This is a genomic window from Pseudomonas sp. B7(2017), assembly GCF_002112745.1.
GTDB classification, from domain to species: domain Bacteria; phylum Pseudomonadota; class Gammaproteobacteria; order Pseudomonadales; family Pseudomonadaceae; genus Aquipseudomonas; species Aquipseudomonas ekonensis.
Genome location: NZ_NEIP01000001.1, coordinates 413,038 through 428,258, shown reverse-complemented (window position 1 = coordinate 428,258; position 15,221 = coordinate 413,038). Strand labels below are relative to the sequence as shown.

The following is a 15,221-nucleotide window of genomic DNA, read 5'->3' as shown; positions in this document are numbered from 1 at the left end:
TCAATGATTGATATTTTTAACAAAAAAGGTGTTGCATCATGTCGGTACCCCCGCGTGCCGTTCAGCTCAACGAAGCGAACGCGTTCCTTAAGGAACATCCTGAGGTTCTGTACGTCGACCTTCTGATTGCGGATATGAATGGTGTGGTGCGCGGCAAGCGCATCGAACGCACCAGCCTCCACAAGGTTTACGAGAAAGGCATCAACCTGCCGGCCTCCCTGTTTGCCCTGGACATCAACGGCTCGACGGTGGAAAGCACCGGCCTGGGCCTGGACATCGGCGACGCGGACCGCATCTGCTATCCGATCCCCGATACCCTGTGCAACGAACCCTGGCAGAAGCGCCCGACCGCGCAGCTGCTGATGACCATGCACGAACTCGAAGGCGATCCGTTCTTCGCCGACCCGCGCGAAGTGCTCCGTCAAGTTGTCGCAAAGTTTGACGAACTGGGCCTGACCATCTGCGCCGCGTTCGAGCTTGAGTTCTACCTGATCGACCAGGAGAACGTGAACGGCCGTCCGCAGCCGCCGCGCTCGCCGATCTCCGGCAAACGCCCGCACTCGACCCAGGTCTACCTGATCGACGACCTCGACGAATACGTCGACTGCCTCCAGGACATCCTCGAAGGCGCGAAGGAGCAAGGCATCCCGGCCGACGCCATCGTCAAGGAAAGCGCCCCGGCGCAGTTCGAGGTCAACCTGCACCACGTCGCCGACCCGATCAAGGCATGCGACTACGCAGTGCTGCTCAAGCGCCTGATCAAGAACATCGCCTACGACCATGAGATGGACACCACCTTCATGGCCAAGCCCTACCCGGGCCAGGCGGGCAACGGCCTGCATGTGCACATTTCGGTACTCGACAAGGATGGCAAAAACATTTTTGCCAGCGAGGATCCCGAGCAGAACGCCGCGCTGCGTCACGCGATCGGCGGTGTGCTCGAGACCCTGCCCGCGCAGATGGCTTTCCTCTGCCCGAACGTCAACTCGTACCGTCGCTTCGGCGCGCAGTTCTACGTGCCGAACTCGCCGAGCTGGGGCCTGGACAACCGCACCGTGGCCCTGCGCGTGCCGACCGGCTCCGCCGACGCGGTACGCCTTGAGCACCGCGTAGCGGGCGCCGACGCCAACCCGTACCTGCTGATGGCTTCGGTGCTGGCGGGCGTGCACCACGGCCTGACCAACAAGATCGAGCCGCCGGCCCCGACCGAAGGCAACAGCTACGAGCAGAACGAGCAGAGCCTGCCGAACAACCTGCGCGACGCGTTGCGCGAGCTGGACGACAGCGAGGTGATGGCCAAGTACATCGATCCGAAGTACATCGACATCTTCGTCGCGTGCAAGGAAAGCGAGCTGGAGGAGTTCGAGCACTCCATCTCCGACCTTGAGTACAACTGGTACCTGCATACCGTCTAAGCGGATTGCGGTGATCGAGAACGCCGTCGGCTGAGTCAGCCGACGGCGTTTTTTTATGGCCGCCTGCGGCGGATCGCTGGCAAGCCAACTCCCACAGGGATTAATGGTGCTTACACAATATGTGTTTATCCCGGGACCTTGTGGGAGCTGGCTTGTCGGGTCGCCGCACCGCAGCGATGGCGTCCGGGCAGACAACGCACAGGCCGCCTCGTACAATGCCCGCTGCCCCGCAGGAGACTTCCATGACGCGCCCCGCCCCCGTCCGCAAACCCCGTGCCCGCAGCCAAGCGCGGATCGACTCGATTCTCGATGCCGCACGCACGTTGCTGGCCGCCGAGGGCGTGGGCAGCCTGTCGATCTACAGCGTCGCCGAGCGCGCGCAGATCCCGCCCTCCTCGGTCTACCATTTCTTCGCCAGCGTCCCGGCGCTGCTCGAAGGGCTCACGGCGGATGTCCACGCCGCGTTCCGCGCCTGCCTGCAATTGCCCATCGACCACGAGGCCCTGCGCGACTGGCGCGACCTGTCGCGGCTGGTCGAGCAGCGCATGCTGGAGATCTACGACCAGGACGCCGCCGCCCGCCAACTGATCCTGGCCCAGCACGGCCTCACCGAGGTCACCCAGGCCGACCGCCAGCACGACCTGGAACTGGGCGACCTGATGCACAAGCTGTTCGACCGCCATTTCGAACTGCCGAAACTGCCGGACGATGTGGACGTGTTCGCCCTGGCCATGGAACTGGGCGACCGGGTCTACGCCCGCTCGGTGCAGCAGCACGGGCAGATCACCCCGCGCATGGCCGAGGAAGGGATGCGGGTGTTCGATGCCTACATCGGGCTGTACCTGCCGCCGTACCTGCCCAAGCGGGTTCTCTAGGGCCCTGCCCCACTCAAGCCAGGCACAAAAAAACCCGAAGGGTTCGCACCCTTCGGGGTTGTCTGTATCCACAGCCTCACAACTTGGCGATGGACACCTCGGTAGACTTCACGAAGGCGATCACTTCGCTGCCCACGTCCAGTTCCAGCTCCTTGACCGAGCGGGTGGTGATCACTGAGGTGACGATCCCGGAGGCGGTCTGCACGTCGATTTCCGACAGCACGTCGCCCAGGACGATTTCCTTGATGGTGCCTTTGAACTGGTTGCGTACGTTGATGGCTTTGATGGTCATGGCATGGTTCCTGTCGTTTGCTTGCGTTATTGGGCCCAGCGCAATTGCGTGGGCAAGGGTGAAACAGGTTCCGGCGCCGGCGGTTCGCCGGGCAGGGACAACACGCGGTTGAGCACTTCGGTTTCCAGCGCCGCCAGCCGGTGCGAACCGCGCACCCGCGGGCGCGGCAGCTCCACGGCCAGGTCGAGGCCGACTTCGCCGTCCTCGATCAGGATCACCCGGTCGGCCACCGCCACCGCCTCGCTGACGTCGTGGGTCACCAGCAAGACGGTGAAGCCGTGCTGCTGCCAGAGGCGTTCGATCAGTTGCTGCATTTCGATCCGGGTCAGGGCATCCAGCGCGCCCAGCGGCTCGTCGAGCAACAGCAGGCGCGGCTGGTGGATCAGCGCCCGGGCCAGGGCCACGCGCTGCTTCTGCCCGCCCGACAACGCCGCCGGCCACTCATCGGCCCGGTCCGCCAGGCCCACCGCGTCCAGCGCTTGCAGCGCCTGGGCCCGCCAGTCACCCTTGAGGCCCAGGCCGACGTTGTCGATGATGCGCTTCCACGGCAGCAGCCGGGCTTCCTGGAACATCAGGCGGGTGTCTTCCCGCGCGTCGCTCAGCGGCGCCGCGCCGGCCAACAGGTCGCCGCCGGTGGGCCGGTCGAGGCCGGCGAGCAGACGCAGCAAGGTGCTTTTGCCGCAACCGCTGCGCCCGACCACCGCGACGAACTGCCCCGCCGGGATGTGCAGGTCGATGTCGCGCAGCACCTGCCGCGCGCCGAAGGTCTTTTGCAGGTTGCGCAGCGCCAGCGGGATCCCGCGCAGCAGGCGCGGAGGCTGTTGAGCGGTCATGCCGCACCTCCTTTCACCGACTGATAGGCCGGATGCCAGCGCAGCCACACACGTTCCAGCCCCCGGGCCGCGAGATCGGCCAGCTTGCCGAGCACCGCGTACATCAGGATCGCCAGCACCACCACGTCGGTCTGCAGGAACTCCCGGGCGTTCATCGCCAGATAGCCGATGCCGGAGCTGGCGGAGATGGTTTCGGCCACGATCAGCGTCAGCCACATGAAGCCCAGCGCGAAACGCACCCCCACCAGGATCGAAGGCAGCGCCCCCGGCAGGATCACCTGCCAGAACAGGCCGAACCCGGACAGGCCGTAGCTGCGGGCCATCTCCACCAGCGCCGGATCGACGTTGCGGATGCCGTGGTAGGTGTTGAGGTAGATCGGGAACAGCGTGCCCAGCGCCACCAGGAAAATCTTCGCCGACTCGTCTATCCCGAACCACAGGATCACCAACGGGATCAGCGCCAGGTGCGGCACGTTGCGGATCATCTGCACCGAGCTGTCGAGCAGGCGCTCGCCCCACTTCGACAGGCCGGTGATGAAGCCCAGCGCCAGGCCGATGCCGCCGCCGATGGTGAAGCCCAGCGCGGCGCGCCAGCCGCTGATCGCCAGGTGCGTCCAGATCTCGCCGCTGCGCACCAGGCTGACGCCGGCCTCGACCACCGCCACCGGCGCCGGCAGGATCCGCGTCGACAGCCAACCGGCCGACACCGACAACTGCCACACCGCCAGCAACAGCACCGGCAACGCCCAGGGCGCAAGGCTGTGGATAAGCTTCTTCATGGCGACGCCTCAGCTCTGGGACGCGGCTTTGGGAAGGATGTCGTTGGCCACCATCTCGCCGAACGGGCTGACGTAACCGGCGCTTTTCGGCACCTCCGGCCGTTCGATGTCCAGGTGCGGGAACAGCAGCTCGGCCACCCGGTACGACTCTTCGAGGTGTGGATAACCGGAGAAGATGAAGGTGTCGATGCCCAGGTTCGCGTACTCCTTCACCCGGGCCGCCACGGTCGGGCCGTCGCCGACCAGCGCCGTGCCGGCCCCGCCGCGCACCAGGCCGACACCGGCCCACAGGTTCGGGCTGACTTCCAGGTTGTCGCGGCTGCCGCCGTGCAGCGCGGCCATGCGCTGCTGGCCTACCGAGTCGAACCGCGCCAGCGAGGCCTGGGCCCGCTTGATGGTGTCGTCGTCCAGGTGCGAGATCAGCCGGTCCGCCGCCCGCCAGGCCTCGGCGTTGGTTTCGCGCACGATCACATGCAGGCGGATGCCGAAGCGCACGGTGCGGCCGAGCTTGGCGGCCTTGGCGCGAACCTGTTCGATCTTCTCGGCCACCGCCGCCGGCGGTTCGCCCCAGGTCAGCACCATTTCCACCTGCTCGGCGGCCAGGTCCTGGGCCGCCTCCGACGAACCGCCGAAGTACAGCGGCGGACGCGGCTGCTGGATCGGCGGATAGAGCAGCTTGGCGCCCTTCACGCTGATGTGCTCGCCGTCGTAGTCCACGGTTTCGCCTTCCAGCACCCGGCGCCAGATCCGGGTGAACTCCACCGAGGCCTGATAACGCGCTTCGTGATCGAGGAACAGGCCGTCGCCGGCCAACTCTTCCGGGTCGCCGCCGGTCACCAGGTTGAACAGCGCGCGGCCGCCGGACAGCCGGTCCAGCGTCGCCGCCTGACGCGCCGCCACCGTCGGGGAAATGATCCCGGGGCGCAGGGCCACCAGGAACTTCAGGCGCTGGGTCACCGGAATCAGCGATGCGGCCACCAGCCAGGAGTCCTCGCAGGAACGGCCGGTGGGGATCAGCACGCCGCCGAAGCCCAGACGGTCCGCCGCTTGCGCGACCTGCTGCAGGTAGCCGTGGTCGACGGCGCGGGCGCCTTCGGCGGTGCCAAGGTAATGGCCATCGCCGTGGGTAGGCAGGAACCAGAAAATGTTGAGGCTCATGGAGTGGTCTCCTTGGGAATTCGAGTTAAGGTGCCTTGGCCACGGCGGCCGGCGGGGTCCAGATCACGTCCTTGATGCTCAGCGGCTTGGGGATCAGCTTGAGCTGGAAGAAGGTGTCGGCGATTTTCTGTTGCGCGGCGACCACGTCCGGCGTCAGGAACAGCGCGCCGTAACCCTGGCGCTTCACCGAGGTCAGGGTGATGTCCGCCGGCAGGCCGAGCAGCGGCGAGACTTGGCGGGTGACGTCTTCGGGGTTGGCCTTGGACCATTCGCCGACCGCGCGCACTTCCTCCACGAGGGCGGTGATCACCTCGGGATGCTTCTGGGCGTAGGGTTTGGTCGCCAGATAGAACTGGTGGTTGTCGACGAGGCCTTTGCCGTCGCGCAGGGTGCGCGCCTGCAATTGCTGTTCGGCGGCGGCCTGGTACGGATCCCAGATCACCCAGGCGTCGACGCTGTTGCGCTCGAACGCCGCACGGGCATCGGCCGGCGGCAGGTAGACGGTCTGGATGTCGCTGTACTTGAGGCCGGCGTCTTCGAGGGCGCGCACCAGCAGGTAATGGACGTTGGAGCCCTTGTTGAACGCGACTTTCCTGCCTTTCAGATCCGCGACGGTTTTGATCGGCGAGTCCTTCTGCACCAGGATCGACTCGCTGTCCGGCGCCGGCGGCTCATAGGCCACGTAGAGCAGATCGGCGCCGGCGGCCTGGGCGAAGACCGGCGGGGTTTCGCCGGTGACGCCGAAGTCGATCGAGCCGACGTTCAGGCCTTCCAGCAATTGCGGACCGCCGGGGAACTCGGTCCACTGCACGTCCACGCCTTGGGCGGCCAGACGCTTTTCCAGGGTGCCCTTGGCCTTGAGCAGCACCAGCGTGCCGTACTTCTGATAGCCGATCCGCAACGTCTCGGCCTGGGCCTGGGTGATGGCGCCGAAGGACACAGCCGCAGCAAACAGAGCGACCAGACCGCGACGCAAAAATACAGTGCGCATAGCGCTCTCCTTTTTGCAGTTGGTTTTGGCTGCACCTGCTTGCCCGTTGGCGGGCGAGTAAGGCCAGTGATGTCAGATTCGGGTGAAGCTCAAATGCTCCAGCGGGCACTCAGCAGACGTTCGTTCAGCAGGCCCGGCACCAGAGGCTGGGGACGGCGGGCCATGGCCGCGACGAACAGTTCCAGGGCTTCATGCAGCCGCTGCTCCAGCGCCGGCGCAAGCTGCGGCTGGGCACTGCCTTCGCCATAGGCGATCTGGCTGTCTTCGGCAAAGATGCCCTGCAGCATTTCCTGGGCCTTGAGGGCCGACAGCACCGGCTTGAGGGCGTAGTCGACCACCAGCATGTGGGCGATGCTGCCGCCGGTAGCCATCGGCAAGACGATCTTGTGGCTCAGGGCTCGTTCGGGCAGCAGGTCGAGCACGGTCTTCAGTGCGCCGGAAAACGAGGCCTTGTACACCGGCGTGGCGATCAGCAGGCCGTCGGCGTTTTCGATCTGCCGCAGCAGGTCGAGCACCTTCGGACTGTCGAAACGGGCGTGGAGCAGATCCTCGGCGGGAAAGTCCCGCACCTGGTAACTCACCACCTCCACACCGTGCTGCTGCAACCAGCGTTGCGAACGCTCCAGCAACACCCCGGAACGGGAGCGTTGGCTGGGACTGCCTCCGAGCGATACCACCAGCATTCAAATGATTCCTTGCCTGTTGCGGGCGATTCGCGGGTTGCGGTCTCGCTTGATGGAGTGACCTTACCAGCTCATTTATATATCCATAAATCATATTTATTCATTTGGTTATTCCCTGTAGAGATATGCGCGATCATTTCCTCCAGGCAAAAAAACAGGCCGTCGAAACGGCCTGAAACCCTGCTTTGCGGGTACTGCACTTGAAGTCTGCGTCGAACGGGCCGGCCTCATCGCGGGCAGGCACGCTCCGGGGAATCACTTGTTCGGCTGCGGCGTCAGGCGCAGGTACGGCTTGATCGCCCGATAGCCCTTGGGAAAGCGCCGTTTGATTTCTTCCGGATCCTGGAGCGACGGCACGATCACCACCTCGTCGCCGTCCTGCCAGTTGGCCGGGGTGGCCACCTTGTGGTTATCGGTGAGCTGCAGCGAGTCGATCACCCGCAGGATCTCGTGGAAGTTGCGCCCGGTGCTCGCCGGGTAGGTGATGGTCAGGCGGATCTTCTTGTTCGGGTCGATCACGAACAGCGAGCGCACGGTGAGGGTGTCGCTGGCGTTGGGGTGGATCAGGTCGTAGAGGTCGGACACCTTGCGGTCGGCGTCGGCCAGGATCGGGAAATTGACGACCGTGTTCTGGGTTTCGTTGATGTCTTCGATCCACTTGTGGTGCGAGTCCACCGGATCCACCGACAGCGCGATGGCCTTCACGCCGCGCTGGGCGAACTGATCCTTGAGCTTGGCGGTGAAGCCCAGTTCCGTGGTGCACACCGGGGTGAAGTCTGCCGGGTGGGAAAACAGCACGCCCCAACTGTCGCCCAGCCATTCATGGAAGCGGATCTTGCCGGCGCTGGAGTCTTGTTCGAAATCGGGGGCGATGTCGCCGAGTCTGAGGCTCATGGTGCTGCTCCTGATGAGTGGGTGGAGAAGACAACTGTAGCTCGGCTTTTGATCTTCTGAAAAAGAATAAATAACTAGATATTTAGATCAAACAGAAATATTAAACATCTGTTCACTGGACGCCTCCAAGCATCGCGACCACCATCGGCCCCAAGGTTCGAGAAGGCCTTGAGTTGCAGTAAAGAGGGAAACCTCGGGAAGGGTCTACGGGGGTGGGCCCGACCCGAAACGCAAAAGCCCCGTCCGGCGCAATGCCGGACGGGGCTTTTTTTCATCGGCGACTCAGGCGTGCTATTACAGCAGCGGGATCGAGTAGCTGACGATCAGGCGGTTTTCATCCTGGTCACGCTGACCTGGGATGTCGTTGCGCCAGGTGGCGTTTTTCCACATCAGGCCCAGGTTCTTCAGCGGGCCTTCCGGCACGACGTAGCCGATGGTCAGGTCGCGTTCCCACTCGGAGGCGCCATTGCCGTTTTCGCGGCGGTTGGAACCCACGGTGTCGATGTCGCTGCCGCGCAGGTAGACCATGCCGGCGGTCAGGCCAGGCACACCGATCTTGGCGAAGTCATACGAGTAGCGCGCCTGCCAGGTTTTCTCGCCGGCACGGCCGAACTTCTGGATCTGCATGTCGGTGATGGTGTAGTTCGACGAGCCATCGCCCTGGTTCAGCCAAGGGAAGTCGGAGCTGCCGTTGGACACCTGGTAGCCGCCACCGAAGGTGTGACCTTCAACGGTGTACAGGAACAGGCCGCTGTACAGGTTGTTGTCGATCGGGCCTTTGCCGCTGACGTTGCCGACGTAGTTACCGTTGCCGAAGTAGGCCGCGGTGTTGCCGTTCTTGCCGTCATCGCTGCTGTGGAAGTAGCGGAAGTCGGACTTCAGCACGCCCGGGCCGATTGCCCAGTTGTGCACCAGACCCAGGAAGTGCTGCTTGTAGAAGTCTTCCAGGTTGCCGTAGTAGTACTGGGCAGTCAGGTCTTTGGTGAGCTTGTAGTCACCACCGGCGTAGTAGAACTTGTTGCTGTTGGCCACACGAGCGTTCGCACCGCCGACGGACAGGTTCTCGTTGTTGCTGGAGTTACGGCCTTTCACGGCTTCGATCTGACCGCCGACCAGGGTCAGGTCCTTGATCTCGCCGGAAGTGATCTGGCCGCCCTGCCAGGTCTGCGGCAGCATGCGGCCGTCGTTGGTCACGATGACCGGGTTTTTAGGCTGCAGGGTGCCCAGCTTCAGTTCGGTCTGGGAGATCTTGGCCTTGGCGGTCAGGCCCAGGCTGGAGAAGTTGTCCACGGCTTCGCCGTTGGACTTGCTCGGGAACACGGTGCCGCCGTAGGAGGTCGCGGTGGCGCCGTTGGTGCCGCCGCCCGAATCCAGCTTCACGCCCAGCAGGCCGATGGCGTCGAGACCGAAGCCTACGGTGCCTTGGGTGTAGCCGGAGGTGAAGCGCAGGTCGAAGCCCTGGCCCCATTCTTCGTTCTTGCTTTGGGCGCCTGCGGCTTTGGTGCCGGAGTCACGGTTGTCGGTGTTGATGTAGAAGTTACGCAGCCCCAAGGTGGCCTTGCTGTCTTCGATGAAACCGGCGGCGCTTGCCTGCTGCGCCAAAACCCCTACGGCCACAGCCAGGGCCAAGGTGGACTTGTTCATGTAACGCTCCTCTCGTTTCTAATTCTTGTGTTCCTGGTCCGGGGTCTGATGCCCCTGGATCCTAAGATGCGCGATTAGCGCCAGACCGTGACTGACAAGTCAATCGCAACCTTGTGCGCCTACGACCAAGGTCTAATCGCAGTGATTCGGTCCCTGCAGGGTAATGATTTCCTGATACAGCCAAAAAGAATTTATTGATTCTTTTTAATACCATTATGGAATATTGCCATCCACTGGCCACCACGCCGGGCTACAACGTATCGGCGCCTAAGCTCATTCCTAAACGGTATTTTGTCGCCTTTTTTTAGATCGATTAGCGTTGACACAACCCCAATACGTCAATCCCTTTCGAAAAGGCGACGCCATGATGGCTAAACGCGCACTATCTAGTCAATTTGTTACAGTTTGTGTGTCGGCGATGATTTCTTTTTCTGTCCAGGCATTCGGTCTCACGGTCGGGTATCAGACCGGCATCGACCCGAGCAAGGTGCCCCAGGCCGACGGCACCTATGAAAAGGCCCTCGGCGAGAAGATCGACTGGCGCCGCTTCAACAGCGGCCCGGAAGTTGTGACAGCCATCGCCTCCGGCGACGTGCAGATCGGTAACCTCGGCTCCAGCCCGCTGGCGGCGGCCGCCTCGCGCCGCCTGCCGATCGTGGCGTTCATCGTGTCGGCCCAGATCAACAGCGCCGAAGCCCTGGTGGTGCGCAACGGCAGCGGCATCGACACACCCCAGGACCTGATCGGCAAGACCATCGCCACGCCGTTCGTCTCCACCTCCCACTACAGCCTGCTCGGTGCGCTTAAGCACTGGGGCCTGGACGCCTCCAAGGTCAAGGTGGTGAACCTGCAGCCCGCCGAGATCGCGGCGGCCTGGAAGCGCGGCGACATCGACGGCGCGTTCGTCTGGTCGCCGGCGCTGGGGGAAATCCGCAAGACCGGCAAGACCCTGACCGACGCCGCGCAGGTCGGCCAGTGGGGCGCGCCGACCTTCGAGGTCTGGGTCGCGCGCAAGGACTACGCCGAGAAACACCCGGACGTTGTCGCCGGGTTCGCCAAGGTGACGCTCGATGCGTTCGCCGACTATGCGGCGCATAAGGACAGCTGGACCGCCGACTCGGCGCCGGTGCAGAAAATCGCCAAATTGACCGGTGCCAACGCAGCGGACGTGCCGGAACTGCTCGCCGGCTCGGCGTTCCCCGACGCCCGGGCGCAGCAGACCGCCGCGCTGCTGGACGGCGGCACGGCGAAGGCGATCGGCGAGACGGCGAAGTTCCTGAAGGAACAGGGCAAGGTCGAGACGGTGCTGGCGGACTATTCGCCGTATGTCAGCGCGAAGTTTGTCGCGCCATAAAAGCTTCGCGGGCAAGCCCGCTCCCACAAGGATCGCATCCGTCCTTAGGGAACGGGCCTGCCCGCGATAGGAACGACGCGGTTACAGGCTTTTTTCGAAGATCTTCGAATTGCGCTGATAGTTGTACAGCGACGCCCGCGCCGCCGGCAGGCGTTCGACGCTGCTCGGCTCGAACCCGCGCTCGCGGAACCAGTGCGCGGTGCGGGTGGTGAGCACGAACAGGGTCTTGAGGCCCTGGGCACGGGCGCGGGTCTCGATGCGCTCCAGCAGCTCGTCGCCGCGGCCGCCGTGGCGGTACTCCGGGTTCACCGCCAGGCACGCCAGCTCGCCGGCGTCCGAATCGGCGATCTGGTACAGCGCCGCACAGGCGATGATCATGCCTTCACGCTCGACCACACTGAACTGCTCGATCTCGCGCTCCAGCACCTCGCGGGAACGGCGCACCAGAATCCCTTGCTCCTCCAGCGGGCTGATCAGGTCGAGCAGGCCGCCGACGTCCTCGATGGCCGCCTCGCGCACCAACTCGAACTGCTCCTGGGCCACCAGCGTGCCGCCGCCGTCACGGGTGAACAGCTCGGTGAGCAGCGCACCGTCTTCGGCATAGCTGACGATATGGCTGCGGGCCACGCCGCCGCGGCAGGCTTCGGCGGCGGCGTCGAGCAGTTCCGCCTGATAGTTGCTGCCCAGGCGTTGCAGATGCGCCGGCACTTGCTGCGGACGCAGTTCACGCACCAGGTGGCCGTGCTCGTCGATCAGGCCCAGGTCGGCGCCGAACAGCAGCAGCTTGTCGGCCCCCAGGTCGATGGCGGCGCGGGTGGCGACGTCTTCGCAGGCCAGGTTGAAGATTTCGCCGGTCGGCGAGTAGCCCAGCGGCGACAGCAGCACGATGGAGCGCTCGTCCAGCAGGCGGTTGATGCCCTTGCGGTCGACCCGGCGCACTTCTCCGGTGTGGTGGTAGTCGACGCCTTCGAGCACGCCGATCGGCCGCGCGGTGACCAGGTTGCCGCTGGCCACCCGCAGACGCGAGCCCTGCATCGGCGAGGAGGCCATGTCCATCGACAGGCGCGCCTCGATGGCGATGCGCAGCTGGCCGACGGCGTCGATCACGCATTCCAGGGTGGCGGCGTCGGTGATGCGCATGCCGTGGTGGTAATGCGGGGTCAGGCCGCGGGCGGCCAGGCGCGCCTCGATCTGCGGGCGCGAGCCGTGCACCAGCACCAGGCGCACGCCGAGGCTGTGCAGCAGCACGATGTCATGGACGATGTTGCCGAAGTTCGGATGCTCCACGCCGTCGCCGGGCAGCATGACGACGAAGGTGCAGTCGCGATGGGCATTGATATAAGGGGACGCGTGACGAAGCCAATTGACGTATTCGGGCATGAACCTGGGCCTGTAATAAATAGCAGCCGGAAAAGGGGCGGAACGGAAAACGCACAGCGGGCTGATGGTTATCGTCGGAACAGGCTTGGCGACACGCGCGCTCTCCTCATGAATACGGGTTGGATTGGCGGCAATTTACCGCGTTTGTCTGGATAAAACACAGCGGGTGCCTACAGGTTTTTGTCCGGGGTCAGGCAGTAATGTTCAATCAATTGCCGCAACAGTTGCACGGTAGGCTGCAGACGTGACATTTCAAGGTATTCGCCCGGCTGGTGCGCGCAGGCGATGTCGCCCGGACCCAGCACCAGGGTCTCGCAGCCCAGGCGCTGAAGATAAGGCGCTTCGGTGCCGAACGCCACCGCTTCGGCGGCATGGCCGGTAAGCTTCTCGGCGATGCGCACCAGTTCGCTCCCTTCGGCCTGCTCGAACGGCGGCACCTCAGGGAACAGCGGCCGGTAGTCGATCTTCACCCGGTGCCGTTCGGCGACCGGATTGAGCTTCTGCAGGATCTCGGCCCGCAGCACCTTGGGATCCATGCCCGGCAGCGGCCGCAGGTCGAACTCCAGCGAGCACTGGCCGCAGATGCGGTTGGGGTTGTCGCCGCCGTGGATGCAGCCGAAGTTGAGGGTCGGCTGCGGCACGCTGAACTGCGGATTGTTGAACTCGCGCTGCCACAACAGGCGCAGGCCGCGCAGCTCGCCGATGGCGTCGTGCATGGCCTCCAGGGCGCTGTGGCCCAGACGCGGATCCGACGAATGGCCGCTCTGCCCGAGGATGTCGATGCGTTCCATCATCACGCCCTTGTGCAGGCGGATCGGCTTGAGCCCGGTGGGTTCGCCGATCACCGCCGCCCGCCCCAGCGGCCGCCCGGCTTCGGCCAGGGCCCGGGCGCCGGCCATCGAGCTTTCCTCGTCGCAGGTGGCGAGGATCAGCAGCGGTTGCTTGAACGGCCGCTCCAGCAGCGGTTGCACGGCTTCGATGACCAGGGCGAAGAAGCCCTTCATGTCGCAGCTGCCCAGGCCGATCCAACGGCCGTCGGCCTCGGTGAGCTTGAGCGGGTCGGTCTGCCACAGCGCGTCGTCGTAAGGCACCGTGTCGCTGTGCCCGGCCAGCACCAGGCCGCCGGGGCCGCTGCCGAAGCTGGCGAGCAGGTTGAACTTGCCGGGGCTGACCTGTTGGATGTCGCAGGCGAACCCCAGATCGCCCAGCCATCCCGCCAGCAGATCGATCACGGCCCGGTTGGACTGGTCCAGGCTGGGCTGGGTGCAACTGACCGACGGCACGGCGATCAGCGCGGCGAACTGGTCTTTCATGGACGGCAAAGGCATCGCTGGCTCCCACTCCCGGATTGAAGTCCATCATAGAGCCATCCGGCGCCCGGAATAAACCGCCGCAAGGCGCAGCCCCCGTGAGTCCTGTACACTGCACGGCCTTGGCAGCCGCGCATCCCCCGGCTGCGCTCCCGATCCTGGATTTTCCGGCCATGCAGAAAGAAACCGAAATCAAACTCCGCGTCAGCCGCGAAACCCTCGCCGCCCTGCGCGAGCACCCGCTCCTGAAGAAACGCAACAAAAATGGCTGGGAACGCCGTGAGTTGATGAACCAGTACTTCGACACCCCCGAGCGCGACCTGGCCCAGGCCAAGGTCGCCCTGCGCCTGCGCAAGGACGGCGACGAAGTGATCCAGACCCTCAAGACCCGCGGCCAGAGCGTCGCCGGCCTGTCCGAGCGCAACGAGTACGACTGGCACCTGGCCAAGGCCAAGCTCGATGTGAAGAAGCTCGACGGCGAATGCTGGCCCGAGTCCCTCGCGGAACTGGACAAGAAAACCCTCAAGCCGATCTTCACCACCGATTTCGTCCGCGAGCGCGCCGAGATCGCCTGGGGCCGCGGCAAGGCCAAGGTGGTCATCGAAGCCGCCCTCGACCTGGGCCACGTGGTGGTCGGCAAACAGAAAGAAGAAATCTGCGAGCTGGAACTGGAACTGCGCGAAGGCGAACCCGCCGCGCTGCTGGAACTGGCCGCCGAACTGGCCGAGACCCTGGCCCTGATGCCGTGCGACATCAGCAAGGCCGAGCGCGGCTACCGCCTGTACGACGCCGGCAGCTACTCGCTGAGCCTGCCGGCGCCGCAACTGACCGCCGAGACCCCGCTCGACGACGCGTTCGCCGCCCTGGGCTGGCACCTGCTCGGCAGCAGCCAGCGGCTGGCCGAACAGTATCGCTTCAACGGCCACTGGCGCCTGCTGCAGGACTGGGTCGAACAATTGGCGGAACTGCGCGCCCTGCTCAGCAGCCTCGGCCAGGCCGCGCCGCGACCGTCGACCCACGACCTGCGCGCGGCGCTCGACGCCCTGCTGGAAGACTGGCGCCCGCTGGTGCAGGCCGGCCTGGACGACGAAGACGTGCGCAAGGCCGCGCCGGAACAGTTCCTCGAAGAGCTGGAAGACCCGCGCTGGGGCCTGTTCTCGCTGAACGCCTCACGCTGGCTGCTGGCCCGCGGCTGGACCGCCCAACGCACCACCCGCGGCGACCGCCAGGGCTCGGCCCAGTTGCAGAGCTGGCTGCCTCGCCTCTTGAGCGAAGAAGCCGGTTCGCTGCAGTTGCAGCGCTACCAGCAGCAGCCGGAAGACCTGGCCGAACAGCTGCCGCGCATCGAGCGCATCCAGGTGTGGCTGCACCACGCGCGCGACGTGCTGGAGATCGCCGAAATGGATCGCCTGTACGGCGAACTGAACAAACTGGCGCAACTGGCCAACCAGCCGATCACCGACGAAGCGCTCGATGCCCGCAAGCATCAGGCGATCGCGGTCTATCAGAACCGCGCCTGGAAGACCCTGCTGCGCCTGTGATCCCGCCATCGCCGGCAGGCCGGCTCCCACAAATCCCCTGTGGGAGCGAGCCTGCTCGCGATGAGGCCCTCC

At 64.8% G+C, this 15,221-nt stretch carries 14 protein-coding genes; 4 read left to right on the top strand and 10 right to left on the bottom strand.

The window, feature by feature from the left end:
• Nucleotides 1–38 precede the first annotated feature (38 nt).
• Entirely contained in the window at nt 39–1,415 is a 1,377-nt protein-coding gene (locus CAG29_RS02015; RefSeq protein WP_085581012.1) for a glutamine synthetase family protein, read from the top strand.
• A gap of 242 nt (nt 1,416–1,657) precedes the next feature.
• On the top strand, nt 1,658–2,290 hold the full coding sequence (locus tag CAG29_RS02010; protein WP_085581015.1) for a TetR/AcrR family transcriptional regulator: 633 nt from the start codon (nt 1,658–1,660) through the stop codon (nt 2,288–2,290).
• A gap of 76 nt (nt 2,291–2,366) precedes the next feature.
• Here the strand turns inward: CAG29_RS02010 and CAG29_RS02005 are convergent, their stop codons facing one another.
• From CAG29_RS02005 to CAG29_RS01970, 8 genes are all read right to left on the bottom strand, one after another.
• Nucleotides 2,367–2,582, bottom strand: coding sequence for a molybdopterin-binding protein (locus tag CAG29_RS02005; RefSeq protein WP_085581017.1), 216 nt, complete (start codon nt 2,580–2,582; stop codon nt 2,367–2,369).
• Nucleotides 2,583–2,608: 26 nt separating this feature from the next.
• The gene (gene ssuB, locus CAG29_RS02000; RefSeq protein ID WP_085581019.1) at nt 2,609–3,415 is read right to left on the bottom strand and encodes an aliphatic sulfonates ABC transporter ATP-binding protein; all 807 of its coding nucleotides are present in this window, start codon (nt 3,413–3,415) and stop codon (nt 2,609–2,611) included.
• Complete coding sequence (ssuC, locus tag CAG29_RS01995) at nt 3,412–4,194, bottom strand: aliphatic sulfonate ABC transporter permease SsuC (protein ID WP_085693803.1); 783 nt, start codon at nt 4,192–4,194, stop codon at nt 3,412–3,414. Before ssuC ends, ssuB begins: the two co-directional genes overlap by 4 nt.
• 9 nt (nt 4,195–4,203) lie before the next feature.
• On the bottom strand, nt 4,204–5,352 hold the full coding sequence (gene ssuD / locus CAG29_RS01990) for an FMNH2-dependent alkanesulfonate monooxygenase (RefSeq protein WP_085581023.1): 1,149 nt from the start codon (nt 5,350–5,352) through the stop codon (nt 4,204–4,206).
• A gap of 25 nt (nt 5,353–5,377) precedes the next feature.
• Nucleotides 5,378–6,343 (bottom strand): sulfonate ABC transporter substrate-binding protein, encoded by a 966-nt coding sequence (locus CAG29_RS01985; RefSeq protein WP_085693802.1) that lies wholly within the window; start codon nt 6,341–6,343, stop codon nt 5,378–5,380.
• A gap of 89 nt (nt 6,344–6,432) precedes the next feature.
• Nucleotides 6,433–7,026: an NADPH-dependent FMN reductase gene (gene ssuE, locus CAG29_RS01980; protein ID WP_085581027.1), complete on the bottom strand. Its 594-nt coding sequence runs from the start codon at nt 7,024–7,026 to the stop codon at nt 6,433–6,435.
• A gap of 255 nt (nt 7,027–7,281) precedes the next feature.
• The gene (locus tag CAG29_RS01975; RefSeq protein ID WP_085581029.1) at nt 7,282–7,920 is read right to left on the bottom strand and encodes a peroxiredoxin; all 639 of its coding nucleotides are present in this window, start codon (nt 7,918–7,920) and stop codon (nt 7,282–7,284) included.
• Between the two features lie 294 nt (nt 7,921–8,214).
• Complete coding sequence (locus CAG29_RS01970; RefSeq protein WP_085630129.1) at nt 8,215–9,564, bottom strand: OprD family porin; 1,350 nt, start codon at nt 9,562–9,564, stop codon at nt 8,215–8,217.
• 418 nt (nt 9,565–9,982) lie between these two features.
• Here CAG29_RS01970 and tauA point away from each other — a divergent pair, with 418 nt between their 5' ends.
• Nucleotides 9,983–10,918, top strand: a complete 936-nt coding sequence (gene tauA, locus CAG29_RS01965; RefSeq protein WP_256576776.1) for a taurine ABC transporter substrate-binding protein — start codon at nt 9,983–9,985, stop codon at nt 10,916–10,918.
• 81 nt (nt 10,919–10,999) lie between these two features.
• Here the strand turns inward: tauA and argA are convergent, their stop codons facing one another.
• Nucleotides 11,000–12,298: an amino-acid N-acetyltransferase gene (argA, locus tag CAG29_RS01960; RefSeq protein ID WP_085581035.1), complete on the bottom strand. Its 1,299-nt coding sequence runs from the start codon at nt 12,296–12,298 to the stop codon at nt 11,000–11,002.
• 170 nt (nt 12,299–12,468) lie between these two features.
• Entirely contained in the window at nt 12,469–13,626 is a 1,158-nt protein-coding gene (argE, locus tag CAG29_RS01955) for an acetylornithine deacetylase (protein ID WP_085581037.1), read from the bottom strand.
• Nucleotides 13,627–13,781: 155 nt separating this feature from the next.
• Between argE and CAG29_RS01950 the strand changes: the two genes are divergently transcribed.
• Nucleotides 13,782–15,149 carry an inorganic triphosphatase gene (locus CAG29_RS01950; RefSeq protein WP_085581039.1) on the top strand — a complete coding sequence of 456 codons (1,368 nt, stop codon included), beginning with the start codon at nt 13,782–13,784 and terminating at the stop codon, nt 15,147–15,149.
• The last annotated feature ends 72 nt before the right edge of the window (nt 15,150–15,221 follow it).

Bases quoted from the DNA above. Each gene is read 5' to 3' on its own strand.
- argA (WP_085581035.1), bottom strand. From the start codon at position 12,298: ATGCCCGAATACGTCAATTGGCTTCGTCACGCGTCCCCTTATATCAAT.
- CAG29_RS01975 (WP_085581029.1), bottom strand. From the start codon at position 7,920: ATGAGCCTCAGACTCGGCGACATCGCCCCCGATTTCGAACAAGACTCC.
- ssuB (WP_085581019.1), bottom strand. From the start codon at position 3,415: ATGACCGCTCAACAGCCTCCGCGCCTGCTGCGCGGGATCCCGCTGGCG.
- CAG29_RS01970 (WP_085630129.1), bottom strand. From the start codon at position 9,564: ATGAACAAGTCCACCTTGGCCCTGGCTGTGGCCGTAGGGGTTTTGGCG.
- CAG29_RS02015 (WP_085581012.1), top strand. From the start codon at position 39: ATGTCGGTACCCCCGCGTGCCGTTCAGCTCAACGAAGCGAACGCGTTC.
- CAG29_RS01985 (WP_085693802.1), bottom strand. From the start codon at position 6,343: ATGCGCACTGTATTTTTGCGTCGCGGTCTGGTCGCTCTGTTTGCTGCG.
- tauA (WP_256576776.1), top strand. From the start codon at position 9,983: ATGATTTCTTTTTCTGTCCAGGCATTCGGTCTCACGGTCGGGTATCAG.
- ssuE (WP_085581027.1), bottom strand. From the start codon at position 7,026: ATGCTGGTGGTATCGCTCGGAGGCAGTCCCAGCCAACGCTCCCGTTCC.
- CAG29_RS01950 (WP_085581039.1), top strand. From the start codon at position 13,782: ATGCAGAAAGAAACCGAAATCAAACTCCGCGTCAGCCGCGAAACCCTC.
- argE (WP_085581037.1), bottom strand. From the start codon at position 13,626: ATGCCTTTGCCGTCCATGAAAGACCAGTTCGCCGCGCTGATCGCCGTG.
- CAG29_RS02005 (WP_085581017.1), bottom strand. From the start codon at position 2,582: ATGACCATCAAAGCCATCAACGTACGCAACCAGTTCAAAGGCACCATC.
- ssuD (WP_085581023.1), bottom strand. From the start codon at position 5,352: ATGAGCCTCAACATTTTCTGGTTCCTGCCTACCCACGGCGATGGCCAT.
- CAG29_RS02010 (WP_085581015.1), top strand. From the start codon at position 1,658: ATGACGCGCCCCGCCCCCGTCCGCAAACCCCGTGCCCGCAGCCAAGCG.
- ssuC (WP_085693803.1), bottom strand. From the start codon at position 4,194: ATGAAGAAGCTTATCCACAGCCTTGCGCCCTGGGCGTTGCCGGTGCTG.